The sequence below is a fragment of the Cryobacterium sp. TMT2-14 genome (assembly GCF_004402465.1).
Taxonomy (GTDB): Bacteria; Actinomycetota; Actinomycetes; order Actinomycetales; family Microbacteriaceae; genus Cryobacterium; species Cryobacterium sandaracinum.
The window spans coordinates 1-25053 of the sequence record NZ_SOFV01000046.1 but is presented as its reverse complement, the minus strand read 5'-3'; the positions used below and the strand labels follow the sequence as shown (position 1 = coordinate 25053).

Below are 25053 nucleotides of genomic sequence, written 5' to 3'. Positions count from 1 at the left end.
AGTGAATTCCCCTGAAGCTGTTCGCAGATTCTCACCCAGAATGCTGGTGATCTTTTTCGGCCTGCTCTTCGCAGCCCTGACTATGTCCACATTCGCCACCGTCTCGGCCAGTCCGGCTCATGCCGACGAGGTCGGAACCGATGAGTACGAGTTCGTACTCACCGGCAATGTGCAGTTCGACCAGAAACCGCTCGACAATGTGCTGATCACCGTCGAGGGGGCCGGCTATGAAGCATCCGTGGAAACGGGTGCCGACGGCAAGTGGAAGGTCGGCGTGCCCGAGAAGGCCGCCTACACCGTCACCCTCGATGAGGAGACCCTCCCCGAGGGCGTCGTCGTCGCTAAGGGCGGCAGCGTGATCGAGGCGGAATTCGCGCTCACGAAGGTGAAGTCGGTCAACTTCTTCCTCGGTGAGGGCACGCGCACGACGGTGAGCTTCTTTGACCAGTTCATCAATCGGTTCGTCAACGGGCTGAACTTCGGTCTGCTCCTGGCCCTCGCCGCGATCGGGCTGTCCCTGATCTTCGGCACCACCGGGCTGAGCAACTTCGCGCATGCGGAGATGATCACCTTCGGCGCGCTGATGTCCCTCCTCTTCTCGGTCACGCTCGGCCTGCCGATCTGGCTGGCGATCATCATCGCCGTCGCGCTGAGCGCGGGCTTCGGCTGGAGCCTGGACGCGGTGATCTGGAAGCCGCTGCGCCGCAAGGGCGTCGGTCTGATCCCACTGATGATCGTGAGCATCGGCCTCTCGCTCGCCCTGCGCTACCTGTTCCAGATCTTCGTCGGCGGCGGAACGAGCCAGCTTCCGGGATCCGGCCTCGCCGACATGCAGCTGGGTCCGATCCGGCTCTCGATGATCGACGTGGCCAGCATGGGCATCAGCATCGTGGTGCTGTTGGCCGTTTCCTACTTCCTGTTGCGCACCCGCATCGGCAAGGCCACCCGCGCGGTCTCCGACAATCCCAGCCTGGCCTCGGCCAGCGGGATCGACGTCGACGGCGTCATCCGGATCGTCTGGGTGCTCGGTGGGGCCCTCGCCGGCCTCAGCGGAATTCTGTGGGCCTACTTCCGACCGGGCGTCAGCTGGGATATGGGTTTCCAGATCCTGCTGCTCGTCTTCGCGGCCGTGACCCTCGGCGGTCTCGGCACCGCTTTCGGCGCCCTGATCGGTTCGATCATCGTCGGCCTGTTCGTCGAACTGTCGACGCTGTTGCTTCCCTCCGACCTTAAATACGTCGGTGCACTTGTCGTGTTGATCCTGGTGCTGCTGCTTCGGCCGCAAGGCATCCTGGGTCGCAAAGAGAGAATTGGCTAGAAGGGCATCCGATGATCGACTGGGGAGCAATCTTTAGCAACGCAGCCGTCGAGCTGATCAGCCCGACCACCGCCGCCTACGCCCTCGCGGCTCTCGGGCTGGCGATCCACTTCGGATACACCGGCCTCCTGAACTTCGGCCAGGCCGGCTTCATGGCCCTCGGAGCCTACGGGTTCGCCATCTCCACCCTCAGCTTCGGTTTCCCCGTCTGGGGTGCCGTGCTGGTGGGGGTCGGCGCATCCGTCGTTTTCGCCCTGGTCCTGGGCATCCCGACGCTCCGCCTGCGCGCGGACTACCTCGCGATCGTGACGATCGCGGCGGCCGAGATCGTGCGCCTCCTGTTCACGACGAACACGTTCCAGTCCATCACGGGTTCCGCGAACGGCCTGAGCGGCTACAAGGGCGGTTTCGCCGGCCTCAACCCGATCCCGGAGGGGCGCTACGGCTTCGGCCCCTTCGAGTACAACGAGTACGACTGGTGGCTGCGCATCGTGGCCTGGTCGATCGTGGCCCTCGCCTGCCTGTTCACCTGGCAGATCATGCGCAGCCCGTGGGGTCGCGTGATCAAGGGAATCCGTGAAGACGAGGATGCTGTGCGCGCGCTCGGCAAGAACGTCTACTCCTACAAGATGCAGTCTCTGATTCTCGGTGGCGTGTTCGGCACGATCGCCGGAATGATCTTTGTGCTTCCCCGTGCGGTGGTGCCCTCGAATTATCAGACGTCCCTGACGTTCTTCATCTACGCGATCCTCCTGCTCGGCGGCGCGTCGACGATTCTCGGGCCGGTCATCGGCTCGATGGTCTTCTGGGTTCTGCTCTCGTTCTTCTCCGGGTTCATCGCCCGAGCGGTGGAGGCAGGCTGGATCCCTTTCATCACCAGCATTCAGGCCGGCCAGCTGCGCTTCATCCTGGTCGGAGTGGCGATCATGCTTATAGTCATCTTCAGACCGCAAGGCATCTTCGGAAACAAGAAGGAGTTGGCCTTTGTCAAATAACACCGTTCCCAGCAACAAGCCGGTCAAGTCGACCGACCTGCACATCGGCGAGGCCGAACCGGGCTGCAAGAAGCGCGACCCGATCCTGGTTGCCGACGGCGTGAGTCGAACCTTCGGCGGTCTCAAGGCCGTCGACGTCGACCACGTCGAGATCCCGCGCGGCGCCATCACGGCGCTGATCGGGCCCAACGGAGCCGGCAAGACCACCCTGTTCAACCTGCTGACGGGCTTCGACAAGCCTGACACCGGGTCGTGGACCTTCGAGGGTCGCCCCCTGTCGGGGATGCCCGCGTTCAAGGTGGCCCGGATGGGCCAGGTGCGCACTTTCCAGCTCACCAAGGCGCTCGGCCTGCTGACCGTCATGGACAACATGCTGCTCGGCGCCAAGGGCCAGGCCGGCGAGAACCTGTTCCGGGCGATCTTCCCCTTCTTCTGGGCCAAACAGGAGGAGGCGAACAGGGTGCAGGCCCTCGATATCCTCGAACGGTTCAAGCTCGACACCAAGAAGGATGACTACGCCGCAAGCCTCTCCGGCGGGCAGCGCAAGCTGCTCGAGATGGCACGGGCGCTGATGAGCGAGCCGAGCCTGGTGATGCTCGACGAGCCGATGGCCGGGGTGAACCCGGCACTGACGCAGTCGCTACTGGACCACATCCTCAACCTGAAGGCGGAGGGCATGACGGTTCTGTTCGTCGAACACGACATGCATATGGTGCGCCACATCGCCGACTGGGTCATCGTGATGGCCGAAGGCCGCGTGGTCGCCGAGGGCGACCCGCACGAGGTGATGCGTAACCCCGCCGTGATCGACGCCTACCTGGGTCAGCACCACGACGAGGACCTCGGCGAGGATCCGGCCGCCGAAACAGAACATGTGGAAGCCATTAAGGAGTTGCTCGATTGACGAACACCAGCCCCGCCGCCGCGCCGGCTTACACGCCCACCGGGCAGCCCGTCGTCGAGGTCAAGACGGTGACGGCCGGCTACCTGCCGGGCGTCAACATCCTCAACGCCTGCTCCCTGACCGCCTACGACGGCGAGCTGATCGGGATCATCGGCCCGAACGGCGCCGGCAAGTCCACGCTGCTCAAGTCGATCTTCGGCCAGGTCAAGGTCCGGGAGGGTGAGATCCTGCTTCGCGGCGAGAACATCACCAACCTCAAGGCGAACAAGCTCGTGGCCAAGGGCGTCGGTTTCGTGCCCCAGACGAACAACGTCTTCCCCACGCTCACGATCCAGGAAAACCTGGAGATGGGCATGTTCCTGAAGCCGAAAGGCCTGACCGAACGCCTCGAGTTCGTCACGGAGATCTTCCCGGAGCTCGGGAAGCGTCTGCAGCAGCGCGCCGGATCGCTGTCCGGCGGGGAACGCCAGATGGTGGCCATGTCGCGGGCGCTGATGATGGGCCCGCACGTACTGCTGCTCGACGAGCCGAGCGCAGGCCTCTCCCCCGTGCGCCAGGACGAGGCGTTCCTGCGTGTCAAGGAGATCAACAAGGCCGGCGTGACCACGATCATGGTGGAGCAGAATGCGCGCCGGTGCCTGCAGATCTGCGACCGCGGTTACGTGCTCGACCAGGGCCGTGACGCCTACACGGGCACCGGCCGCGAGCTGCTGAACGATCCCAAGGTGATCGGCCTCTACCTCGGCACCCTCGGCCAGGACGACTAGCCGGAGCCGCCAGCACCGACTGCACGCCCCGCACGACGAAGCGGCGCCCGAGATCTTCGGGCGCCGCTTCCGTGTGTCCGGTGCTCCGTGTCCGGTGACGCCGATCGTGTCCGGGAGAGGGGCGTCACCGGGTGACGGCCGTCACCGGGCGCACGAAGAAGGGCCCCGACCGAAGTCGGGGCCCTTCCAGATCGAATGCCGGTCAGCGACGAATCGTGACTAGTTGATGCGCTTGTACGTGTTGTCTTCGAGGTACTCGTAGACGCCGATGGTTGCCTCGGTCGGGTCGCCGTTCTCATCGAACGTGACCGGGCCGGAGAAGCCCTCGTAGTCGACCTGGTCGCCGGCCGCGAGGGCTTTAGCCGCCGCGGTGAAGTCGGAGACCGTGGTGCCGTCGCCGGTTCCCCCAGAGACCTGGCGGAGGTGCTTGGAGATGGCCTCACCCGAGACGTCGTTGGCCGCGTAGGCGGCCAGCGCGACGAGCATGACGGCGTCGTAAGATTCTGCCGCGTAGCTGAAGTCGGTCAGGGTGGGGTCGATCTCCTTGAGACGATCGGTGAAGTCGCCGAGGGTTCCTACGTCGAGGCCGGGCAGCGTGCCCTTGGCACCGGTGATGATGCCGGCGTCGAAGTCCTTGCTGTAGTCGGACAGGTTGCCGTCCACGAAGTACAGGTTGCCACCGGGGAAGCCGGAGCCGACCAGTGCGGGGGTGATGACCTTGGCCTGGTCGAACGTGATCAGGGCGATCGCGTCGGGGTTGGCGGCGGTCACTTCGGAGATCTGAGCGGCGAAGTTGGAGTCACCCTCGTTGAACAGGGACGTGGCGACAACCTCGCCGCCCGCAGCCTCGAAGGCGGTCGTCGTGGACTCGGCCAGGCCGGTGCCGTAAGAGTCGTTGAGCACGATCAGGCCGAGGGTGCTGTTGCCGTCGTCGGCGATCTGGGTGCCCAGGACTTCACCCTGCAGCAGGTCGGACGGGGCGGTGCGCCAGTAGAGGTCCTTGTCGGCGTACTTCGTGAAGTCCGCCGAGGTGTTGGCCGGGGAGAACTGCACGACGCCCGCGCCGGTGATCTGGTCGATCACGGTCTTGGAGACGCCGGAGGATGCCGCGCCGATGATGGCGGAAACCTTCTGCGAGAGAAGGTCGGTCACCGAACCGGTCGCGGTGTCCGTCGTGGTGTCGCCGGAGTCACGGAAGATGGCCTCAACGGTCAATCCGAGGTTCGCGTCGTTGATGTCCTTGACGGCCAGGGCGACGCCGGCTTCTTCGGGCGGGCCGAGGAAGGCCAGGGCGCCACTCTGGGGAAGGATGGTGCCGACCTTCAGGGTCAGGTCACGGTCGCCGGCCGTGATGGCCTGGGCGTCTCCGCTCGCGGCGGGGGCTTCCGATGCAGCCGGCTCAGTGGTGTTGCTGCTGCAGCCGGTGAGCAGAAGTGCACTGACGCCGACCAAGGCGACTCCAGTGACGACTGCCCGAACTGAGCGGGAGGCCGAGGCCTTCGCGAATACGCTCATGTTGCTCCTTGGGACTAGGAATGAGAAATGACAGCGGTCGATTGACTGCCGTTCTGTCACATTATTGACAGGAATCGCGCGAAACAAGGCAACCGGGTTACATCCGTGTAACGCAGACCAAATCGTTACGATCGGCGGCCGGTGACGCCCTGATAAGCGATCTGTTGCGCATCGGCCAGCGCGGCCGCACATTCTCCCCAGGATGCGCAGGCGAACGCCCCGGTACTGACCTGGTCGAGAGCGGGCCTGATCGACGCCGCACCGTCGTCTCCGGCCCGTGCCGCGGCCAGGGCGCTCAAGACGACTCCGTCATAGGCTTCACCGCCGCCGGCAGTGTCGACCAGCCCTGGATCGAGGGTGCGCAGGCGCGCTGCGAAGCCGTCACTGGCGGCCAGCGGCGTGCCTCCGTTCGCGAAGTCGCCGAGCCACAGCAGTACCACCGGCGCCGCCGCGACGGCGGCCGCCAGATCGCCCGGCATCGGAACGGTGGCGTCCCACAGCACGACGTCGACGCCACGAGCCAACAAGTCGGTCAGCGACGTCGCCGGGTCGACGGCGGAGTCGCGGTGGATGATCTCGATCGGAGTCCCGAGAATTCGGCCCTGCTCGGTGATCTCCCGGGCGGCCAGTTCGGAGCCGGCCACCTGTGCCGCACCACTGGCCGCCGCCGGGCCCGTCATGGGGAACAGAGTTCCGAGGCGCACGGTCCCGTCACCGGACGGAGCCACCACGACGGACGCGGCGGCAGCGGGCTCGACTGAGGGCGGCGCGACCTCAGCCCTACATCCGGACAGCAGGAGCACGCAGGCCAGCGCCCCGACGAGGATGACGGGCAGGGAAGTCGACGCAGTGCGCATCCGGTGTCCTTTCACATACGAGGTGCGTCCCCGAGCGTAGCGGGGCTCAGACCGGTTCAAGGGACGCACGCCGGGGCGCGCGTCCGGTGAGGACCATGTCGGTCGTGAGAACGACCAGCGCCACCCAGACCAGTGCGAAACCGACCCAGCGCTCGGGCGGCATGGGCTCGAGCAGCACGAAGACGCCGACCAGGAACTGCAGGATCGGAGCGAAGTACTGGATCAGACCCATGTATGTCAGAGGCAGGCGCCGGGCCGCGGCGGCGAAGAACAACAGCGGCACAGCGGTCACAACACCTGCTGCCAGCAGCCCCACGGTATGCCAGATGGACACGCTTCCGAAGGTGAGACCGGAGACAGAGGCCACCACGATCAGCTGCACCACGGCGATGGGTGCGAGCCAGACCGTTTCGAGGGTGAGTCCGGCGACGGCATCGACGTCGCGGCCGACCCTTTTCTTGATCAATCCGTAGAATCCGAACGAGAACGCGAGGATGAGCGACACCCACGGCAGCGAGCCGTAGCCGACGGTGAGCACGACGACGGCCCCGAGGCTGATTCCCACGGCCACCCACTGCAGCAGGCGCAGCCTCTCGCGCAGCAGAATGACGCCGAGGAACACGGTCACGATCGGGTTGATGAAGTAGCCGAGGGCTGCCTCGACCACGTGGCCGCTGAGGGCGGCGAAGACGTAGGTCTGCCAGTTGACGAAGATCAGCAGGCCGGCCAGACCCATGGTGAACACGATGCGAGGCCTCCGCAGCAGCGCGAGGAAGGACTTCCACTTGCCCGTGACCGTGATCAGCAGTGCGCAGAACACCAGGGAGAAGAGAACCCGCCAGGCCACGATCTCGAAGGCACCACTGGGCGCGAGGAGCAGAAAGTAGAGCGGCAGCGTGCCCCAGAGGGCGTAGGCGAGGACCGCGTAGATCAGTCCCTTGCTCTGCTCCGACCGCGCCGGGCGGGCCGCGCGGATTTTCCCGGGTGGAAGAGCGTCTTGCGCCACAGCGGACCTTTCTTAACGACGAATCCCGGATGGCCAGGGCCATCCGGGATTCTACCGTTGCGTGGGTGTGGCTAGCGAACGACGACTGCGAGCACGTCGCGGGCCGACAGGACGAGGAGGTCCTCACCACCGAACTTGACTTCGGTTCCACCGTACTTGGAGTAGATCACCTTGTCGCCGACGGCGACGTCGAGTGGAATGCGGTTGCCGTTGTCGTCAATGCGGCCGGGGCCGACTGCGACAACTTCGCCCTCCTGGGGCTTTTCCTTGGCGGTGTCAGGAATGACCAGACCTGATGCGGTGGTCTGCTCTGCGTCGACCTGCTTGATGACGATGCGATCCTCGAGCGGCTTGATGGAGACCGACACGGTTGACCTCTTTCTTAGCTAAGACATAGTTAGCAGACTCACAGCGAGAGTGCCAAGACGAGTTTAGGGCGCATCTGGCACTCACGCAACGTGAGTGCCAGATGCGTCGTGTTGATAGGTTTACACGATGGAACGCTCAGAGCTCGTCGAGCTGTTATCGCCGGGCGGTTTGCGCCTGCTGGACTCGTTGCCGCCGTACGACGCGGCCGCCGACGTCGTGCGGGTGGTGAGCGAACTGCGCAAGGCCGGACACAGCCCCGAGCTGGTCACCGCGGTGCTCAGCCAGTCCCGGCTCCGAGCCAGGGCCGTGCCCAAGTTCGGCGAGTTCGCCGGCCGCATGCTGTTTACGGAGGCCGGCCTCGAGCAGGCCACCCGGCTGCGGGTGGCGGCGCTGCACGCCGGCCGCTTCGCGGGCGCGTCCCTGAACCGGGTCGTCGACCTCGGCTGCGGCATCGGAGGCGACGCCATGGCCCTGGCCGCCATGGACCTCACGGTGACGGGGGTGGACGCCGACGAGGTGACCGCGACCGTCGCCAGCTACAACCTGGCTCCGTTCGAGAACGCGAGCGTTCTGCACTCGTCCGCGGAAGACGTCGACCTGGCCGGCTTCGACGCCGCCTGGCTCGACCCGGCCCGGCGCACCGCCGGGCACTCCAACACCTCGCGCCTGACCCGGCCGGAGGACTACTCCCCGCACCTCGATTTTGTCTTCGGTCTCAGTGAGCGGATGCCCGTCGGCGTCAAGCTCGGGCCGGGCCACGACCGCGAGCTGATCCCCGCGGAAGCCGAGTCGCAGTGGGTCTCCGTGGACGGCAAGCTCGTGGAGATGGGGCTGTGGTTCGGAGCACTGGCGCGCGCCGGCATCCGTCGCTCCGCCCTGCTGCTCGGCCGGACCGGGATCCACGAACTGACCGCGCCCCACGACAGCACGGATGCCCCGGTGGGAGTGCTGGGCGACTACCTGTACGAGCCGGACGGCGCGATCATCCGTGCCCGTCTGATCGGGGACCTGGCCCGGTCGCTCGACGCGTCGATGCTGAGCGAGGGGATCGCGTATTTCACCTCCGAGACCCTGCAACGCACGCCCTTCGCCACCGCATTCCGGGTGCTCGAGGTGCTGCCGGTCGACGAGAAGAAGCTGCGGCTGGGCCTACAAGAACGCCGCATCGGCACTCTCGAGATCAAGAAACGCGGCGTGGACGTCGACCCGGCCACCCTGCGCACCCGACTGAAGCTCAAGGGCCCCGAGTCGGCGACGCTCGTGCTCACCCGGGCCGCCGGCCACCGGGTGGCTCTGCTGGTGGAGCGGATTCCGCCACTCGACTGAGGCCAGCGGCGAAGGACAGCATGGCTCAGCCGGGCACGACCGTCAGCACCTGTGTGACGATCGACACCCACCCGACCGCGAGGACCAGCCCGGCCAGCCCGGTCCACAGCCCGTAGGCCCACGCGGTGCCGGCACGGCGCTCGGTCACGCGGGCCATCACGGCCAGCACGACCGCGGCCAGGGAGAGCGCCGCACCCCAGACGCCGAAGACCGCGATCAGCAGCCCCAGCAGCCCGAAGACGAGCGATGCGATGGACAGCCCGCCCTGGCCTGCCTGCGCGGTCAGCTCGCTGTCGGTGTAGACGTACGGCACCCATTCGGTAGGGGCTGTGATGGTCGACGCGTAGTCCAGCTCCCCCGGAGCGGGCGCCGGAGGCCGGGTGAGGTCGACCCGGAAGTCATCGTTGCGGGACCAGTCCCGTTCCTCCCCAACCATCCCCGCTGCTATCTTCCGCTCAGTACGACGAGTTGGGGATGGTGGCGAAGAAGACAGACCAGATCACGATACTGACCAGTGCCAGACCGACGCCGATGAACCCCGTGATCAGCCCGGTCAGCCAGAAGCCCCTCGCCTGCGGCTCCTTCGACTTACCGAGGAAGCCCAGGACGACCGCGGCGGCGGGGATGAACAGTCCGAGGATGCCACCCACAATCGGGAGGAACACGATCGGCGAGCCGAGCACGCCGATAACGCCGGCGACCAGCGCCAAGATGCTGAAAATCGGCTGCTTCGCGGCGACCGCACCGAAGGGCGACGAATACGCGTCGCCATGGGCAGGCGCCTGGGTCATCGCCGGGGTGTCGTAGCCGGGCGGCGGGGTCGCGGCGCCGTAGGCGGGCGGAACGGAGGCCGGCGGGGTCGGGCCGTTGTACGCCGGCGGGGCGGCGGACGCCCCCTGCTCGTCGCGCGGGATATCGGGGACCTGCGGCACGTCAGGCACCTCCGGCACGCCGGGCACCTGGGGCACGTCAGGCACGCGGGGCACGTCAGAGTTGCTGGGGTTGTTGGAATCGCTCATGCGAATTCATTCCTTTCCGGACGACGGGGTGGCGTCGCTAATTGCATATCGGGTCACGGGTCATCGACGCGCAGGGTTTCTGCCCGTGGCCACCAGGTCAGTAAGTATTGAGCAGGGTCGGGTCGTTCGCGATCGCGATCATCAACGGGATCAGCAGGACGACGGCCAGGAGCTGAGCCGCCAGGCCGGCGTAGCCGACAATGAGGCCGGCAATCGCGAGTCCCCGTCCCTTTTCTCCGGTCTTCCCGATCTGGCTCAGACCGATGTGGCCGGTGATGATGCCGACCAGGGAGATCCCGAGCACCGAGGTCACGAGCGACACAATGGACAGCACGTTGTACTTCTCGGACGGGCCCTGCGGCGCGTAGGACTGAGGGTAGCCCGGCTGGGCGTAGGCCGGAGCGGCCTGCGCCGCCGGCGGCTGGAACATGGGCGGGTTAACCGGCGGCTCGTTGGGGTCGGTCATGTCGATTGCTCCTTCGGGAATGGTGCATCTGGGCTGCCAATCTGGCTCCCAGTCGGACAAGGTGTTGATCGCACGAACAAACGTCGCCTGCCGAAGCCAGAATACCCGTCCGGTGGCGAAATACCGGTGGGAGGGGGTTTCAGACCTGGATCTCGGAGACCGGCAGGGTGGAGTCCGCCCCGAACTCCAGTGACGAAGGCGCATGCCCGGCCATGATCAGCTGCGCCCCGAGGGCCGCGATCATGGCGCCGTTGTCGGTGCAGAGCGACAGAGGCGGGATGCGCAGGGCGATGCCGGCGGCATCCGTGCGCTCCTGGGCCACCTGACGCAGCCGGGCGTTGGCGATCACGCCGCCCCCGAGCAGGAGCCTCGGCACACCGAGGTCGACGCAGGCCGCGACGGCCTTGGTCAGGAGGATGTCGACGACCGCCTCTCGGAAACTGGCGGCCACGTCGGCCAGCGGCACCGACTCATCCGCGTCGCGTCTCTGCTCGACCCAGCGCGCGACCGAGGTCTTGAGCCCGGAGAACGAGAAGTCGTACCGGTGTTTCGCCATGTCCTTGGTCTGGCTGAGACCGCGGGGGAAACGGATGGCCGCGGGATTGCCTTCCCGCGCGGCCCGGTCGATCTGGGGTCCGCCCGGGTAGGGCAGGCCGAGCAGGCGGGCCACCTTGTCGAAGGCCTCGCCGGCCGCGTCGTCGATGGTCTCGCCGAGCAGTTCGACGTCGGAGACCAGATCGCGCACCAGCAGCAGTGAGGTGTGACCGCCGCTGACGAGGAGCGCAACGGTGGGGTATTCCAGCGGCTTCGTGGAGTCGTCTGCGCCGAGTCGAAGCACATCGGCCCCGACGTGACCGACGAGGTGGTTGACCGCGTAGATCGGTTTGCCGAGCGAGATGGCTAGTGCCTTGGCCGCGCCGACCCCGACCATGAGCGCGCCGGCCAGACCGGGGCCGCAGGTCACGGCCACCGCATCGATGTCCTTCAAACGGATGCCGGCCTCCAGCGCGGCCGCCCGGATCGCCGGAACGAGCTCCTCAAGGTGTGCGCGCGCGGCCACCTCCGGCACGACTCCGCCGTAGCGGGCGTGTTCGTCCATCGACGACGCGATCGTGTTGGAGAGCAGGGTGGTTCCGCGCACGATTCCGATTCCGGTCTCGTCGCAGGAGGTCTCGATGCCGAGCACGAGCGGGTTGGCGCGGTTCTGCGCGGTCATCGCGTTCAGGGTGGTCTGCGCGTTCAGGGCGGTCATTCGGTGGCCTCCAGTGCGGCCTCTGCCGGTGTCATCTGCATCTCGGCGTCAGGCACGTGCAGTCGCATCACGATCGCGTCGACGTTGTCGGGCTGGTAGTAGCCAGGGCGGATGCCCAACTCCTCGAAGCCGAGTCGGCGGTAGAGTTCCTGGGCCGGCGGGTTGTCGGCGCGCACCTCGAGGAACACCTCGCGCACGCCCCGCTTCCGGGCCTCGGCGATCAGGCTGAGCATCAGGGTTCGGCCGAGGCCGTGGCCGCGGGCCTCTTGGGTGACCGCGATGGTCTGAATGTCGCCCTCGCGCGCTCCCTGCAGGGCCTGCAGCCCGGCGTAGCCCTCGATCCGGTCGGGCTCATCGGGGGGGAAGGCCACCAGGTAGTAGCAGTTCGGGTTGACCACGTCCTGGGCCATCGCCTCGGCGGACCACGCGTCGTTGACGAAGATACGGGTCTCGAGCGCCATGATGGCGTCCACATCGGCGGCTCGGGCGCGCCGCAGCTGCCACATCATCAACTCACCCGTTTCGGGCCGTTGGACACGGTGACATCCGGCGAGCGCAGGTAGAGCGCCGTGTCGGCGGCGAACGGGCGCTGGTGGGCCCACATCAGCTCGGCAACCTGCCCCAGCTCCCCGGCGGACACGGCGACCGCGTCGAAGCGGGGCACCCCAGCGTGCGCCCAGCCGGGCTCCCGCAGCACGGCTGGCCGGGCCACACCAGGACCGTCGACCCGGATCGGGAGACCCACGGCATCCGCCCCGCTATACACGGACCAGTTCACCTCGCGGCGACGGGCGTCGGTGACGACGACGAGCGGGCCGGTGTGGCCGGCCTGGTAGCGGCCGAAGGCGAGCGCATCGTGGCTGACGACGGGCACGAAGGGCACCCCGGCGCCCAGCGCGAAGACCCGCGCGGCGGCGATGCCCACACGGAGACCGGTGAAGGGGCCGGGACCCATGCCGCCGACCACCGCGGAGAGGCCGCTGATCGGCACGGCCGCGTCGCTGAGGCAGTCGGCGATCAGGCGGCCGACCACCTCGGCGTGGCGCATAGTGTCGTCGGTGGCGTGTTCGGCGATGACGCCTCGGGCGAGATCCACGACCGCGACGCTCGTTCCGGCGGAAGTATCGATGGCGAGAAGCACCTCACCAGCCTATTCGCTGTGTCCGATGCGCTGTGCCGCTAATGCGCTGTGCCGCCGACGGGCTGTGCTGCCGATCCTGCTCCGCCAGGCCTGCTCGTCGGCCGCCCTGAACGAATTCGACGGAGATTTTGGGCTCTGGAGCCGGATCGGGCCCACTATGGGCCTGTAGGAGCAAAATCTCCGTCGAATTCGTTCGGCCAGCGGGGGCCGTGCGGGGTGACCGTGACCGTGCGCGGCTCGTCGAGGTCAAGCACCTCGGCCTCGTCGGCGACGACGGATGCGGCCGCCTGCGAGGCCCCGACGGGCCGTTCGATCTCGATATCGAGCCAGGAGTCGGCGATACCGTTGAGCATCCCGCGACCCCACTCGACCACGACGATCGACCGAACGAAATCGATGTCGAGGTCATCCAGCTCGAGGGCGCTTCCGAGCCGGTAGGCGTCGACGTGCACGAGCGGGGGTCCGCCGATCGTGCTGGGGTGGGTGCGGGCCAGCACGAAGGTGGGGCTGGTGACCGAGCCGCGCACCTGCAGACCCTCCCCCAGGCCGCGGGTGAAGGTCGTCTTTCCGGCGCCGAGGGGCCCGGTCAGCACGATCAGGTCGCCGGCCTGCAGCAGCCCCGCGACCGTGCGGCCGAACTCGTGCATGCTGTCGGCGTCGGGGATGACGGCGCGCATCAGCGCGAACCGCCGCCGGGCCGAACGCCGCCGCCGGGCCGCGTGCCGCCCGCCGCGCCGTCGACCGCGTTCCGGTAGCTGCGGGTAACCCGGCGGCCGATCCGGGTAACGATCTCGTAGTTGATGGTGCCGGCGGCGTCGGCCCAGTCGGTCGCGCTCGGCACACCGGTCTCCGGGTTGCCGAACAGTACGACCTCGTCGCCGACCGTCACGCGTTCCTGGCCGACGCTGACGACGAACTGATCCATCGCGATGCGCCCGACCAGCGGATGCGAGTGTCCAGAGATGTCGACCCACGCGGTTCCGGAGGCCTGGCGGGGCACGCCGTCCGCGTAGCCGAGTGGCACGAGGGCGAGGTAGCCGTCGACCGGTGCCCGCCACAGGTAGTCGTAGGACACCCCGGCCCCCGCAGCCACGCGGCGCACGGCGGCGACGCGCCCCCGCAGCGTCATCGCCGGGGTGAGGCCCAAATCCTGCGACGTCTGGTCCGCGAACGGCGACAGACCGTAGATGCCGATGCCCACCCGCACCATCGAGAAGCGGGCGGCCGGCACGCGCAGCGCCGCCGCGGTGGACGCCAGGTGGATCAGAGACGGGGTCAGCCCGGTGTCGGCGGCGAGAGCGACACCGCGTTCGAAGCGCTCGATCGCCTCGGCGTCGTCGACCGGGGACGCATTCGACAGGTGGCTGAAAATGCCGGTCACGGTCAGGCGGCCGGCCTGCTCGAGCTGGGCCGCCAGAGCGAACGTCTCGGCCCAGTCCGGTTCGTTCACGCCGTTGCGGTTGAGCCCGGTCTCGAGCTTGAGGTGCACGTCGGCCACGCGACCGAGAGCGGCGGCGGCCTCGGCGACCTGGCGCAGCTGCCGCGCCGAGGACAGCCCGAGGGTGATGCTCCGGGTGATGGCGACGGTGAAATCGGCATCCGGATCGTGCAGCCAGGCCAGGACGGGCGCGTCGATGCCGGCGGCCCGCAGCTCGAGCGCCTCGTCGACGTCGGCCACCCCGAGCCAGTCGGCGCCCGCGGCGAGCGCGGTGCGGGCGACCGGCACTGCCCCATGGCCGTAGGCGTTCGCCTTGACGACGGCCATCAGGTGCGGGGTGCCGGCCACCTGCCTGAGGTGCGCGACGTTGGCGTAGACCGCGCCCAGGTCGACGACGGCCTCGCGGTATCCGGTCATGCCCCGCCCTCCGCGACCACGAACGCACAGGCCACCCCGGCGTCGTGAGTCATGGTCAAGTGCACTGTGTCGATGCCGCGGGCCGTCAGTGCCGCCGCGGTAGCCCCGTGAAGCACGAATCCCGGGTTGCCGTGCGCGTCGGTCACGACGTCCATCTCCTGCCAGCTGGCGCCGGCACTGTCGCCGAGCGCTTTGATCAGTGCCTCCTTGGCCGCGAAGCGCGCGGCCAAGGAGTGCATCGGCAACCCGCGCTCGGCTTCCGTGAAAAGCCGGGGAATAAGCCCAGGCGTGCGCAAGACCTGCCGTTCGAAGCGAGCGAGGTCGACGATGTCGACCCCGATGCCCCGGATCATCCGGTCAACCCTTGCACCCTGTGCTGCACCCTCCGGCTACTCCGACTCGAGGACTGGCGCTACTCGACCGTGACGGACTTCGCCAGGTTGCGCGGCTGGTCGACGTCGAGGCCCTTCACCGTGGCGAGTTCCATGGCGAAAATCTGCAGCGGCACGACCGCGAGGAGCGGTTCGAACAGCGGCGAGGCCAGCGGGATGCGGATGACGGTGTCCGCGAACGGCAGCACCGCGACATCCCCTTCTTCGGCGATCGCGATGATGCGCGCGCCGCGGGCTCGGATCTCCTGGATGTTCGAGACCACCTTGGGGTGCAGGTGCGCGGAGCCGCGTGGGCTCGGCACGACGACGAAGACCGGCTGGCCGGGCTCGATCAGCGCGATCGGGCCGTGCTTGAGCTCACCGGCGGCGAAGCCCTCCGCGTGGATGTACGCGAGTTCCTTGAGCTTGAGCGCACCCTCGAGCGCGATCGGGAAGCCCACGTGGCGGCCGAGGAAGAGCACGGCACGCGTGTCGGCCATCCAGGTGGCCAGCTCGTGCACGGTCGACTCCTGCAGCAGCGTGGTCGCCAGCTTGTCCGGGATGGCCTGGAGCTCGGCGATCTGCACGGCGCACTCGGCTTCGCTGAGGCTGCCGCGCACCCGGGCCAAATGCAGGCCGAAGAGGTAGAGGGCGGCGATCTGGGCGGTGAAGCCCTTGGTTGAGGCCACGGCGACCTCCGGGCCGGCGTGGGTGTAGATGACGGCGTCCGACTCGCGGGGGATGGTGGCACCCTGCGTGTTGCAGATCGAGATGGCCTTCGCGCCCGCTTCCCGGGCGAACTTGACCGCCATCAGCGTGTCCATGGTTTCGCCGGACTGGCTGATCGAGATGACCAGGGTCTCGGGGTTCAGCACCGGGTCGCGGTAACGGAACTCGTGACTGAGTTCGATGTCGACCGGAACCCGGGTCCACTTCTCGATGGCGTACTTGGCGACGTAGCCGGCGTTCGCTGCGGTGCCGCAGGCGACGACCACGATGCGACGGATGCCGGCGAGCACGTCGTCTCCGAATTCGGTCAGCTCGGGAACGACGGCCTGGCCCTCATGGATGCGCCCGCGCAGGGTGTTGCGCACGGCATCCGGCTGCTCGGAGACCTCCTTGGCCATGAAGCTGGACCAGCCGCCCTTCTCGGACGCGGAGGCATCCCAGGCGATGTCGAACTCTTCCACTTCGACGGCGTTGCCGTCGAAGTCGGTCACGGTGACGAGGTCCGGCGTGATCGTGACGATCTGGTCCTGGCCGATGGCGACGGCGCGGCGGGTGTACTCGACGAAAGCGGCGACGTCGGAGCCGAGGAAGTTCTCTCCGTCGCCCAAGCCGATCACGAGCGGGGAGTTGCGGCGGGCGCCGACGACGATGCCGGGCTGGTCTTGGTGGACGGCGAGCAGGGTGAAGGCACCGTCGAGGCGGGAGACGACAGCGCGGAACGCTTCGCCCAGGTCGCCGACGCGCTGGTATTCCCGGCCAAGCAGGATCGCGGCGACCTCGGTGTCGGTCTCACTCTCGAAGGTGAATCCCTCGGCGAGGAGTTCGTCCTTGAGCACGGAGAAGTTTTCAATAATTCCGTTGTGAATAAGGGCCAGCTTGCCGTTGTCACCCAGGTGCGGGTGCGCATTCACGTCATTCGGCGCCCCGTGGGTGGCCCACCGAGTGTGACCGATCCCGGTGTTCCCATTATTAATCGGGTTCGCCTCAAGCTCGGCGGCCAGAACGGCCAGCTTGCCCGCTCGCTTAGCGGTATTGAGAGCACCCTCGCTGTCGATGACAGCGATCCCCGCGGAGTCGTACCCCCGGTACTCGAGTCGCCGCAGACCTCCCATCAGGACCTGAACGCTCTTGTTATCTCCGACGTAACCAACGATTCCACACATGACTGCGATATTAGTCCGAGTAAGCTCGGTGAAATGTCCGATCCGGTTGCGAGTCCCTGGAACAACGGCCACAGCACTCCTTTCGTCGAACTGGACCGGGCTGACTGGGCCGCCCTCGCGCCAACCACCCGGCTTCCGCTGCGGGAGACGGAGATCGTGCAGTTGCGGGGGCTGGGTGAGCCGCTCGACCTCAGTGAGGTGACAGATGTCTACCTGCCGCTCAGCCGCCTGCTCAACCTCTACGCCGCCGGTGCACGGCAGCTGCACCGCGCCACGAGCGACTTCCTCGGGGAGCGCGCCCAGCGCACGCCGTTCGTGATCGGGGTCGCCGGATCGGTCGCGGTGGGCAAGTCCACCATCGGCCGCTTGCTGAGGGAGCTGCTGGCCCGCTGGGAGGACACCCCGCGGGTCGAGTTGGTGACCACCGATGGTTTCCTGCTGCCCAATGCCGAACTCACCCGCCGGGGCCTGATGGACCGAAAAGGGTTCCCCGAGTCCTACGACCGGCGGGCCCTGCTACGCTTCGTGGCCGCGGTCAAGAGCGGTGCCGCCGAAGTGCGGTCGCCGTTCTACTCACACCTCAGCTATGACATCGTGCCCGACGCCCAGATCGTGGTGCGGCAGCCGGACATCCTGATCGTCGAGGGTCTCAACGTGCTGCAGCCGCCCGGACCGGGCCACGGCCTCGCCGTCAGCGACCTCTTCGACTTCACCGTATACGTGGACGCCCGCACGCAGGACATCGCTCGCTGGTACGAGGAGCGCTTTCTCAAGCTGCAGCGCGGCGCATTCAGCAATCCGAAGTCGTACTTCCACCGGTACGCGAGTATGACCGAGGCCGAGGCGCGGAGCCGGGCCCGGGAAATCTGGACCGAGATCAACGAACCGAACCTGCTGCGCAACATTCGTCCGACCCGCTCTCGGGCGACCCTCGTGCTGCGCAAGGATCCGAACCACTCCGTCTCCAAGGTGCTGCTGCGCAAGGTGTGACCCGCCGTTTGTCACCGCACAGTGCGCTCCGCCGGGTGTCACCGCACAGGCACCCTCGACGTGCGGGCACCCTCGACGTCCGGGCACCCTCGACGTCCGGGCACTCCGGCCGTGAACCAATTCGACGGAGATTTTGACGAAAAGCCGGTTTCTGTGGCTGTTTCGGAACGATTCGGCCACAATCTCCGTCGAATTCGTCAGGGGCGCGGGGCGGAGCGGGCGCGCGGGGCGCGGCCGAAAACGAGGGCGCGGGGCCCGCGGCCGAGAACGAGGGTGCGGCCGCGGCGAGAACTCTCTAGAGGGCGAGCTGCAGGCGCACGATGTCGGCCAGCTCGTTCGCGAGCCGGTCGGCGGTGCCCTGATCGGCCGCTTCTACCATGACGCGCACCATGGGCTCGGTGCCCGACGGTCGCAGCAGCACCCGTCCGGTGTCCCCGAGCTCGGCCTCAGCGGCACGGATAGCCTCCGCGATGACCTCGTTCGATTTCAGCCCGTGATGGTCGATGCCGCGCACGTTGACCAGGATCTGCGGGTAGACCGTCATCACCGAGGCGAGCTCTGCGAGGGTCTTGCCGGTGCGTGCCATTTCGGCGACCAGGTGCAGCCCGGTCAGGATGCCGTCACCGGTCGTGGCGAACTTGGTCATGATCACATGACCGGATTGTTCGCCGCCGAGGGACAGCCCGTCGACGTTGAGCTCTTCGAGCACGTACCGGTCGCCGACCTTGGCCTCAATCATGCGGATGTCGTTGGCCGCCATGGCCTTACGCAAACCGAGATTGCTCATCACCGTGGCCACGAGCGTGCGGTCCTTCAGAACCCCGCGCTCGGCCATGGAGACAGCGAGGATCGCCATGATCTGGTCACCGTCGATGATGTTGCCGTCGCGGTCGACGGCCAGGCACCGGTCCGCGTCGCCGTCGTGGGCGATTCCGACGTCGGCACCGGCCTCGAGGACGGCACGGGAGAGATTGTCGAGGTGGGTGGAGCCCACCCCGTCGTTGATGTTGTTGCCGTCGGGGTCGGCTCCGATGACCGTGAGCGTGGCACCGGCATCCGTGAAGACCTGCGGCGATACGCCGGCGGCGGCGCCGTGCGCGCAGTCGAGCACGACGTGGATGCCGTCCAGGCGGTGCGGCAGCGTTCCGAGCAGGTGCACGACATAGCGGTCCTCGGCGTCCGCGAAGCGGCTGATGCGACCGACGTCTCCGCCGATCGGCGTGAGCATGTCGAGCGACAGGTGCTCTTCGATGCGGTCCTCAACGTCGTCGGGAAGTTTGGTTCCCCCGAAGGCAAAGAACTTGATGCCGTTGTCGGGAGCGGGGTTGTGCGAGGCGGAAATCATCACGCCGAAGTCTGCGCCGATATCGGCGATCAAGAAAGCCGCGGCGGGCGTCGGAATGACGCCCGCGTCGAGCACGTCCACACCGGAGCTCGCCAGTCCGGCCGCGACCGCGGCCGAAATGAATTCACCGGAGATCCGAGGATCCCGGGCGAGCACCGCAACGGGCCGACGGCCCTCTGCGCGACGCAACTCCGCGCGGCGGCCCTGAGTCAGGACCGCCGCACTGGCCTGGGCGAGGGCCAGAGCCAGGCCAGCCGTGAGATCACGGTTGGCCAGACCCCGGACGCCGTCCGTGCCAAATAGTCGAGGCATTTTTCTACGGTGCCAATCGACTTAACGCTTGGAGAACTGAGGAGCCTTACGGGCCTTCTTGAGTCCGGCCTTCTTACGCTCCTTGACGCGAGCGTCACGGTTGAGGAAGCCGGCCTTCTTGAGGATGGCACGGTTGTTCTCTTCGTCGATCTGGTTCAGCGAACGCGCGATACCGAGACGCAGGGCACCGGCCTGGCCGGAGGGGCCACCACCGGTGATACGGGCGATGACGTCGTAGCTGCCGATGAGGTCGAGCACCTTGAACGGGTCGTTGATGAGCTGCTGGTGCAGCTTGTTCGGGAAGTAGTCCCCGAATTCGCGGCCGTTGACGGTGATCGTGCCGGAGCCGGGGACGATGCGCACGCGGGCGATGGCCTGCTTGCGACGTCCGACGGCTGCGCCGGGGACATTGAGGATGGCGCGGGGCGCCTTGGTTACAGTCTCGGTCGGAGTCTCGGTCGAGTAGCTCTCCGGAGCCTGGTCAATCTGATCTGCGATTTTCGCCACGATGGTGTGAATCCTTTTTTCTTAGAATCGAAAAGTCTGGAGGCCGGCGCTACTGAGCGACCTGGGCGAGGGTGTACGGCTTCGGCTGCTGCGCGGCGTGCGGGTGCTCCGGGCCGGCGTAGACCTTGAGCTTGGCCAGCTGGGCGCGGCCGAGCGTGTTCTTCGGCAGCATGCCACGGATGGCCTTCTCGACCGCGCGGGTCGGGTGCTTCTCGAGCATCTCCGAGTAGTTGGTGGCCGTGAGGCCGCCCGGGTAACCGGAGTGGCGGTACGCCATCTTCAGGTCGAGCTTCTTGCCGGTAAGGGCAATCTTCTCGGCGTTGATGATGATGACGAAGTCGCCCATATCCATGTGGGGAGAGAACGTTGCCTTGTGCTTCCCGCGAAGGAGAATGGCGGCGTGGCTGGCAAGACGACCGAGCACGATATCTGTGGCGTCGATGACGACCCAGTCGTGCTGGACTTCGCTTGCCTTGGGAGTGTAAGTGCGCGTCACTATTGAGCTGCTTTCTTGTTCGAACGGAGGTGTTCGTGAATCCCGCTCCGGGTGTGTTCCCAGAAAGGGAACACGATCGATGGAGGGCTCACGTTCGTGTGTCTGGCTGCAACGCACAGACACCAAGGAATAACACTAACGCCGTCGGCCCGGCAGCGCAATTCAACCATTACTCGGTGTCGTCGATGAGCTCCCGGCGCGCGCGCGTTTCGCGGGCCCGCAGGGCGAGCAGTTCGTCGGCCGGATAGCCGACCTCAAGCAGCGTGAGACCCTGGGCGGGCATCACCTTGAACTCGCTGGTACGTGCCCGCTCGATCCGGAGGTCGACGAGGCGGTCCCCGGACAGCCGCCCCTCCCCCACCGCGACGCAGGCCCCGACCAGCGCGCGCACCATGCTGTGGCAGAAGGCGTCAGCCTGAACGGATGCGACGAGCACACCATCCGGATCGCGGTACCAGCGGAACTCCTGCAGGGTGCGGATCGTGGTGGCCCCGGGCCGCGGCTTGCAGTAGGTGGCGAAGTCGTGCAGGCCGATCAGCGTCGCGGCAGCCGCGTCCATAGCGTCCACGTCGAGGGCGAAGCCGTGCCAGGTGGTGCGGAACCGCTGCAGCGGGTCGTGCCCGACGACGGAGTCGGCGATCCGGTACTCGTAGCGCCGGTAAAGCGCGGAGAACCGGGCGTCGAACCCGGGCGGGGCGAGCACGGAGGATATGATCACGATTTCGGGCTGGGTGACGAGGATGCCGCTGAGCCGCCGCTGCACCATGACCGCCAGGGGCGTCGGGGGCCGCCCCTTGCCGCGGGAGATGCGCACAAGGCCGTCGGCCTGGTCGGGGTTCAGATCGAAGTGGGCGACCTGCCCGGTCGCGTGCACACCGGCATCCGTTCTCCCGGCCACGGTCAGGATCGGGGTCGGTGGGTGGCTGTGCAGGATGCCGGCCAGCCCGGCCTCGATCTGACCCTGCACGGTGCGGAGGCCCGGCTGCGTCGCCCAGCCGCTCATGCCGGTGCCGTCATAGGCGATGTCGAGCCTGATCCGGGTGGTGCCCGCTGCTTGGGTCTCGTCGGGCGCCGGGGGAAGAATCACGGAGGTAAGTGTACGGTCCGGTCCGGGATATCGTAGAACCCGGACTTCGGTCCCCACCTGTCATGAAAATCTGCCGCCCCCGCCCTCTGACGCTCATCCGGACTCCGTGAACGTGCCCACCAAACGCCTGGCCGGTCTCGACGGCCTGCGTGGCATCGCCGTCGTTCTGGTCGTGGTGTTCCACTTCTTCCCCGCGGTCCTTCCCGGCGGATTCATCGGGGTCGACGTCTTCTTCGTGATCAGCGGGTTCCTGATCACGGGCCTCCTCATCACCGAACGGGACGAAACCTCGCGGATCGCGCTCGGTCGATTCTGGAAACGGCGGGCGCTGCGCCTGGTGCCGCCACTGGTCCCTCTGGTGCTGATCCTGTGCACTGCCGCCTGGCTGATCGGCGGCGACGTGCTGGTGGGCCTCGGCTGGCAGCTGCTCGGCGCGATCACCTTCGGCTACAACTGGGTATCGATCGCCGGGTCGGCGAGTTACTTCAGCGCCACGGCGCCGGAACTGTTCCGCAACCTGTGGTCGCTGGCGGTGGAGGAGCAGTTCTACCTGGTCTGGCCGTTCGCTCTCCTCGGCCTGCTGCTGGTGAGGAGCGGCCGGCTTCGCCTGGCACTCGTCGCCGGCCTGGCCCTGGCCTCTGCCGTCTGGATGGGGCTACTGTACGACCCCGCCGACCCCACCCGGGTGTACTACGGCTCGGACACGCACAGCTTCGGGCTCTTCACCGGTGCCGCGCTTGCGCTGCTGCTGCGCCGTTCGGGCCTCCCGGACGGCACGGCACCCCGCCTCGCCGCCCTGCGCGACCGCTGGCGGCCGTGGCTGGGTCGGCTCGCCCTGGCCGGGGTTCTGGCGGCGGCGTTCGCCCTGCCCGACACCGGCCTGGCGACCTATCGAGGCGGACTGATGCTGGTGAGCCTGCTGACCGCGGTCGTGATCTGGGCGGCCGTGCGCGGGCCAGGCTTCGGCCAGGCGCTGGATACCGCGCCGCTGCGCTACCTGGGTGAACGCTCCTACGGCATCTATCTGTGGCACTGGCCGGTGCTCGTGCTCGCCCAGGGGGCGTGGCCGGCGGCCGCCGCGTCGCCGACCGTGCTGACGAGCATCGGAGTCGGGGTGCTGGCGGGCGCGCTGACGCTGCTGGCGGCCGGTGGATCGTACCGCTGGCTGGAACTTCCCGTGCGCACGAAGGGGGTGCGCGGCAGCATCCGTCGCCTGCGGCAGGGCACGAGCGGCGCGCGCACGATCCGCATGCCCGGCAGGCTCGTCTGGTTCGGCCTGTTCGGCGCCGCCGCGCTGTTTCTGGCGACCGGCACGACCGCGGCGCTGCTCACCGCTCCCGCCCAGACGAGCGCCCAGAGCGAGATCGAACGCGGCCAGAAGGCACTGGATGCTGCGCAGCGGCAGGCCGTGCAGAACGCACGGCGCGCGTCCCGGCCGGCCGTCAGCGCCATTGAACGCGCGGCGCCCGGGGACCTGATCACGGCCGTGGGCGACTCGGTGATGCTCGCCTCGGCCCCCGAGCTGCAGGCCGGCTTCCCGGGGATCGCGATCGATGCCACCGTCTCACGGGGCATGGGGGCTGCCCCCGACATCCTGGCCACCCAAGCCGAGGCCGGCACGCTCCGGCCGGTGGTCGTCGTGGGCCTCGGCACCAACGGGCCGATCCGTTCGAGTCAGCTGGCGGCCATCCGCGCGGTGATCGGCCCGGACCGGGAGCTGATCCTGGTCACTGCCTTCGCCGAACGTGACTGGACGGCCGGGGTCAACGCCAGCCTGGCCGAGTACGCTGCCCGGCACCGCACGGTCGAGCTGGCCGATTGGAGCACGGCGATCGCCTCGCACACGGATGTGCTCGCAAACGACAACATCCATCCCGGTCCGGCCGGCGGTCGGATCTATGCCGACGTCATCCGGGCCGCTCTGGAACGGCTCGCCGAGCCGCCGCCGCAGCCGGGCCTCGAGGCGTATCGCCTGCCCGACCCTGCCGGGTCACCCTCTTTCCGGCCGCCGCTGCTGCCGTGACCAAGGCCGGGTCGGCCGGGTCGGCCGGGTCGGCGGGTGCGGGTCCCGGGTGGGACTAGAGCTCAATGGTGAAGGCGAGACTGCGGGTGGTGGGCGTGAAACCCATGCCGAGGTACAGGTTCAGCGCGCCGGTCGGACTTTCGGAGTCGACGACCAGGGTCGCCCGGGCCAGACCCTCGGTGCGTGCGGCATGCAAATGCAGGCCCAGCAGGGTCCGCGCGATGTGTTTGCCCCGCCATCCGTCGATGACGCCGACGAGGTCGACGTGGCTGCCGGTGTAGCCCTGGTTCAGCCAGTCGTCCTCGTTGACCGTGGCCAGGGTGAAGCCCACGACCTTCGGGGTGCCGTCGGGGCCGGCCGCGAGGGCCAGGTATGAGAGGTCGGGGCGGAATTTGCGACTCGTCACGAAGGAGTCCCAAGCATCGTCGCTCATCGGCTGGCTGGCCCAGTGATCCCGGAACGACGAGTCGCGCGCTTCGTGAACGGCCGCAGAGAGCTCCGAGGTAAACCGGATGACGCGGATGTCAACCGGAAGGTCGATCTCGGGGATCAGCTCGTCGAGGCGCCGCTCGAGGGACTGGAAGTACCGGGCGCATTCCATGCCGAGGCGCCGGAACAGACGGGTGCTGCGGTACGCGGTCTCCTCGGTGTAGGCGAGGATCCAGCGTGGAACCGAGGGATCGTCGGTGGCGAGCTGCTGCTCGGCCCGGCCCAGCTGCCACGCGAGCAGCTCGCGGCCGATTCCGCGTCCGCGGTAGTCGGGGTGCACCCCGCCGACCAGGATCGCGCGGGCCAGCGTCTCGCCCGGCGGCGCCATCACCATCCCCATCGCCACGAGGGTGCCGTCGGCGGCGAACCCGATCAGGGAATCCCGCTCCGGATGGAAGTACGACAGACCGAAGTCCCGCTCGATTCCCTCCCGCGTCGTCAGGTGGTACGGATGGTCCGCCTTGCCGACCGCGCAAGTGAACTGCCACAGGTCGTCGGCGTCCGACACCGTTGCCGGACGCCACCGGGCGATCTCAGGGTGGGCGGGCCCCGGCGCGTCGAGCGGCGGGGCTGCACGCCGACGCGGGCCCTGATTCTGGGTTCCGCTCAGGCGTTCCATGGCCAATATTGTAGCCGGGGCCCCGCGAGGGTGCTAGCTGTTGTTCCCACACAGGTTGTGAGCGTGGCGTGAGCTAAAAAGGTGAGGACCTCCGGTATCGATTGGGTTACCACACTCAACACGATGCAACGG

The 25053-nt window shown here is 67.6% G+C and carries 26 protein-coding genes; 7 read left to right on the top strand and 19 right to left on the bottom strand.

From position 1 onward, the window contains the following. Nucleotides 1-40 precede the first annotated feature (40 nt). Genes E3O28_RS16080 through E3O28_RS16065 form a run of 4 tightly spaced genes read left to right on the top strand, consistent with a single transcriptional unit; the run spans nt 41 to nt 3984 of the window. Entirely contained in the window at nt 41-1318 is a 1278-nt protein-coding gene (locus E3O28_RS16080) for a branched-chain amino acid ABC transporter permease (protein WP_104100921.1), read from the top strand. Between the two features lie 14 nt (nt 1319-1332). After that, nucleotides 1333-2313: a branched-chain amino acid ABC transporter permease gene (locus E3O28_RS16075; protein ID WP_104101024.1), complete on the top strand. Its 981-nt coding sequence runs from the start codon at nt 1333-1335 to the stop codon at nt 2311-2313. Continuing rightward, a complete protein-coding gene (locus E3O28_RS16070) occupies nt 2303-3217 on the top strand; it encodes an ABC transporter ATP-binding protein (protein WP_104194003.1) in 915 nt (304 codons plus the stop codon). The genes E3O28_RS16075 and E3O28_RS16070 overlap by 11 nt, the downstream gene beginning before the upstream one ends. Beyond that, the gene (locus tag E3O28_RS16065) at nt 3214-3984 is read left to right on the top strand and encodes an ABC transporter ATP-binding protein (RefSeq protein ID WP_104171787.1); all 771 of its coding nucleotides are present in this window, start codon (nt 3214-3216) and stop codon (nt 3982-3984) included. Before E3O28_RS16070 ends, E3O28_RS16065 begins: the two co-directional genes overlap by 4 nt. Before the next feature lie 219 nt (nt 3985-4203). Here the strand turns inward: E3O28_RS16065 and E3O28_RS16060 are convergent, their stop codons facing one another. The 4 genes from E3O28_RS16060 to groES all read right to left on the bottom strand — a co-directional run bounded on the left by E3O28_RS16060 (nt 4204) and on the right by groES (nt 7730). Continuing rightward, nucleotides 4204-5499 carry an ABC transporter substrate-binding protein gene (locus E3O28_RS16060; RefSeq protein ID WP_104100924.1) on the bottom strand — a complete coding sequence of 432 codons (1296 nt, stop codon included), beginning with the start codon at nt 5497-5499 and terminating at the stop codon, nt 4204-4206. A gap of 125 nt (nt 5500-5624) precedes the next feature. Further along, nucleotides 5625-6356, bottom strand: a complete 732-nt coding sequence (locus E3O28_RS16055) for an ABC transporter substrate-binding protein (RefSeq protein ID WP_134373347.1) — start codon at nt 6354-6356, stop codon at nt 5625-5627. A gap of 46 nt (nt 6357-6402) precedes the next feature. Then, nucleotides 6403-7362, bottom strand: coding sequence for an EamA family transporter RarD (gene rarD / locus E3O28_RS16050; RefSeq protein ID WP_241973174.1), 960 nt, complete (start codon nt 7360-7362; stop codon nt 6403-6405). A 71-nt stretch (nt 7363-7433) separates the two neighbouring features. Then, nucleotides 7434-7730, bottom strand: coding sequence for a co-chaperone GroES (groES, locus tag E3O28_RS16045; RefSeq protein WP_066597535.1), 297 nt, complete (start codon nt 7728-7730; stop codon nt 7434-7436). A gap of 127 nt (nt 7731-7857) precedes the next feature. On the opposite strand from groES, the gene E3O28_RS16040 reads away from it, so the two are divergent. Then, nucleotides 7858-9057 (top strand): methyltransferase domain-containing protein, encoded by a 1200-nt coding sequence (locus E3O28_RS16040; RefSeq protein ID WP_104100926.1) that lies wholly within the window; start codon nt 7858-7860, stop codon nt 9055-9057. 25 nt (nt 9058-9082) lie between these two features. Here the strand turns inward: E3O28_RS16040 and E3O28_RS16035 are convergent, their stop codons facing one another. The 10 genes from E3O28_RS16035 to glmS all read right to left on the bottom strand — a co-directional run bounded on the left by E3O28_RS16035 (nt 9083) and on the right by glmS (nt 17053). Next, a complete protein-coding gene (locus E3O28_RS16035) occupies nt 9083-9493 on the bottom strand; it encodes a DUF4190 domain-containing protein (protein WP_104100927.1) in 411 nt (136 codons plus the stop codon). Between the two features lie 19 nt (nt 9494-9512). Beyond that, nucleotides 9513-10076 carry a DUF4190 domain-containing protein gene (locus E3O28_RS16030; protein WP_134416795.1) on the bottom strand — a complete coding sequence of 188 codons (564 nt, stop codon included), beginning with the start codon at nt 10074-10076 and terminating at the stop codon, nt 9513-9515. Between the two features lie 97 nt (nt 10077-10173). Next, nucleotides 10174-10542, bottom strand: a complete 369-nt coding sequence (locus tag E3O28_RS16495; RefSeq protein ID WP_166784853.1) for a DUF4190 domain-containing protein — start codon at nt 10540-10542, stop codon at nt 10174-10176. A 139-nt stretch (nt 10543-10681) separates the two neighbouring features. Continuing rightward, nucleotides 10682-11794, bottom strand: a complete 1113-nt coding sequence (gene tsaD, locus E3O28_RS16020; RefSeq protein ID WP_134416791.1) for a tRNA (adenosine(37)-N6)-threonylcarbamoyltransferase complex transferase subunit TsaD — start codon at nt 11792-11794, stop codon at nt 10682-10684. Further along, a complete protein-coding gene (gene rimI / locus E3O28_RS16015; RefSeq protein WP_104100931.1) occupies nt 11791-12303 on the bottom strand; it encodes a ribosomal protein S18-alanine N-acetyltransferase in 513 nt (170 codons plus the stop codon). Before rimI ends, tsaD begins: the two co-directional genes overlap by 4 nt. Then, the gene (gene tsaB, locus E3O28_RS16010) at nt 12303-12935 is read right to left on the bottom strand and encodes a tRNA (adenosine(37)-N6)-threonylcarbamoyltransferase complex dimerization subunit type 1 TsaB (RefSeq protein ID WP_134373341.1); all 633 of its coding nucleotides are present in this window, start codon (nt 12933-12935) and stop codon (nt 12303-12305) included. The genes rimI and tsaB overlap by 1 nt, the downstream gene beginning before the upstream one ends. 155 nt (nt 12936-13090) lie before the next feature. Further along, nucleotides 13091-13612, bottom strand: coding sequence for a tRNA (adenosine(37)-N6)-threonylcarbamoyltransferase complex ATPase subunit type 1 TsaE (gene tsaE / locus E3O28_RS16005; RefSeq protein ID WP_104100933.1), 522 nt, complete (start codon nt 13610-13612; stop codon nt 13091-13093). Beyond that, nucleotides 13612-14790, bottom strand: a complete 1179-nt coding sequence (gene alr, locus E3O28_RS16000) for an alanine racemase (protein WP_104100934.1) — start codon at nt 14788-14790, stop codon at nt 13612-13614. Before alr ends, tsaE begins: the two co-directional genes overlap by 1 nt. Continuing rightward, complete coding sequence (locus E3O28_RS15995) at nt 14787-15143, bottom strand: holo-ACP synthase (RefSeq protein WP_104100935.1); 357 nt, start codon at nt 15141-15143, stop codon at nt 14787-14789. Before E3O28_RS15995 ends, alr begins: the two co-directional genes overlap by 4 nt. Nucleotides 15144-15202: 59 nt before the next feature. Continuing rightward, a complete protein-coding gene (glmS, locus tag E3O28_RS15990) occupies nt 15203-17053 on the bottom strand; it encodes a glutamine--fructose-6-phosphate transaminase (isomerizing) (RefSeq protein WP_104100936.1) in 1851 nt (616 codons plus the stop codon). A 33-nt stretch (nt 17054-17086) separates the two neighbouring features. Between glmS and coaA the strand changes: the two genes are divergently transcribed. Beyond that, nucleotides 17087-18043: a type I pantothenate kinase gene (gene coaA / locus E3O28_RS15985; RefSeq protein ID WP_104100937.1), complete on the top strand. Its 957-nt coding sequence runs from the start codon at nt 17087-17089 to the stop codon at nt 18041-18043. A 295-nt stretch (nt 18044-18338) separates the two neighbouring features. Here coaA and glmM read toward each other — a convergent pair whose 3' ends face one another. The 4 genes from glmM to E3O28_RS15965 form a co-directional block, all read right to left on the bottom strand. Next, complete coding sequence (glmM, locus tag E3O28_RS15980) at nt 18339-19700, bottom strand: phosphoglucosamine mutase (RefSeq protein ID WP_104100938.1); 1362 nt, start codon at nt 19698-19700, stop codon at nt 18339-18341. A 21-nt stretch (nt 19701-19721) separates the two neighbouring features. Beyond that, entirely contained in the window at nt 19722-20207 is a 486-nt protein-coding gene (gene rpsI, locus E3O28_RS15975; protein ID WP_104100939.1) for a 30S ribosomal protein S9, read from the bottom strand. Between the two features lie 49 nt (nt 20208-20256). Continuing rightward, nucleotides 20257-20703, bottom strand: a complete 447-nt coding sequence (gene rplM / locus E3O28_RS15970; protein ID WP_104100940.1) for a 50S ribosomal protein L13 — start codon at nt 20701-20703, stop codon at nt 20257-20259. A 169-nt stretch (nt 20704-20872) separates the two neighbouring features. Then, nucleotides 20873-21706, bottom strand: coding sequence for a tRNA pseudouridine synthase A (locus tag E3O28_RS15965; protein WP_104100941.1), 834 nt, complete (start codon nt 21704-21706; stop codon nt 20873-20875). Nucleotides 21707-21902: 196 nt separating this feature from the next. Here E3O28_RS15965 and E3O28_RS15960 point away from each other — a divergent pair, with 196 nt between their 5' ends. Then, a complete protein-coding gene (locus E3O28_RS15960; protein WP_241973173.1) occupies nt 21903-23813 on the top strand; it encodes an acyltransferase family protein in 1911 nt (636 codons plus the stop codon). A 55-nt stretch (nt 23814-23868) separates the two neighbouring features. Here E3O28_RS15960 and E3O28_RS15955 read toward each other — a convergent pair whose 3' ends face one another. Continuing rightward, nucleotides 23869-24921 (bottom strand): GNAT family N-acetyltransferase, encoded by a 1053-nt coding sequence (locus tag E3O28_RS15955; RefSeq protein WP_104100943.1) that lies wholly within the window; start codon nt 24919-24921, stop codon nt 23869-23871. Nucleotides 24922-25053 lie beyond the last annotated feature (132 nt).